At 69.7% G+C, this 337-nt stretch carries 1 protein-coding gene; it reads right to left on the minus strand.

Annotated elements, in window-relative coordinates:
* Positions 1-109: 109 nt before the first annotated feature.
* Positions 110-337: ComEA family DNA-binding protein (locus B1964_RS14310; protein WP_139765739.1), on the minus strand; the 228-nt coding region annotated here is incomplete at its 5' end.

The raw sequence follows: 337 nt of genomic DNA on the forward strand, positions 1-337 counted from the left end.
AGGACACCGCGATCATCACCGCCACGCGCACCGTGGCGCCGAGGCATACCGCCGTGATGATCCACACCCCCACCGCCGGCGACAGCAGGCGCAGATCCTGATCACGCATTCACACCGTCACCAGGCCGCGCAGCTTGGCCAACCGGGACGGACCGATCCCGTCGACCTCGCCGAGCTGATCGACGGAGCTGAAAGTGCCGTTGCGCGTGCGGTAGTCGATGATCGCCTGCGCGGTGACCGGACCGACGCCGGGTAGCGCGTCGAGTTCGGACTCCGATGCGGTGTTCAGATTGACCAGACCGCCCGGATTCCCGGCGGCGCCGGCGGCCGGGGCCGG

Source organism: Gordonia sp. i37, from assembly GCF_002043085.1.
Lineage (GTDB): Bacteria > Actinomycetota > Actinomycetes > Mycobacteriales > Mycobacteriaceae > Gordonia > Gordonia polyisoprenivorans.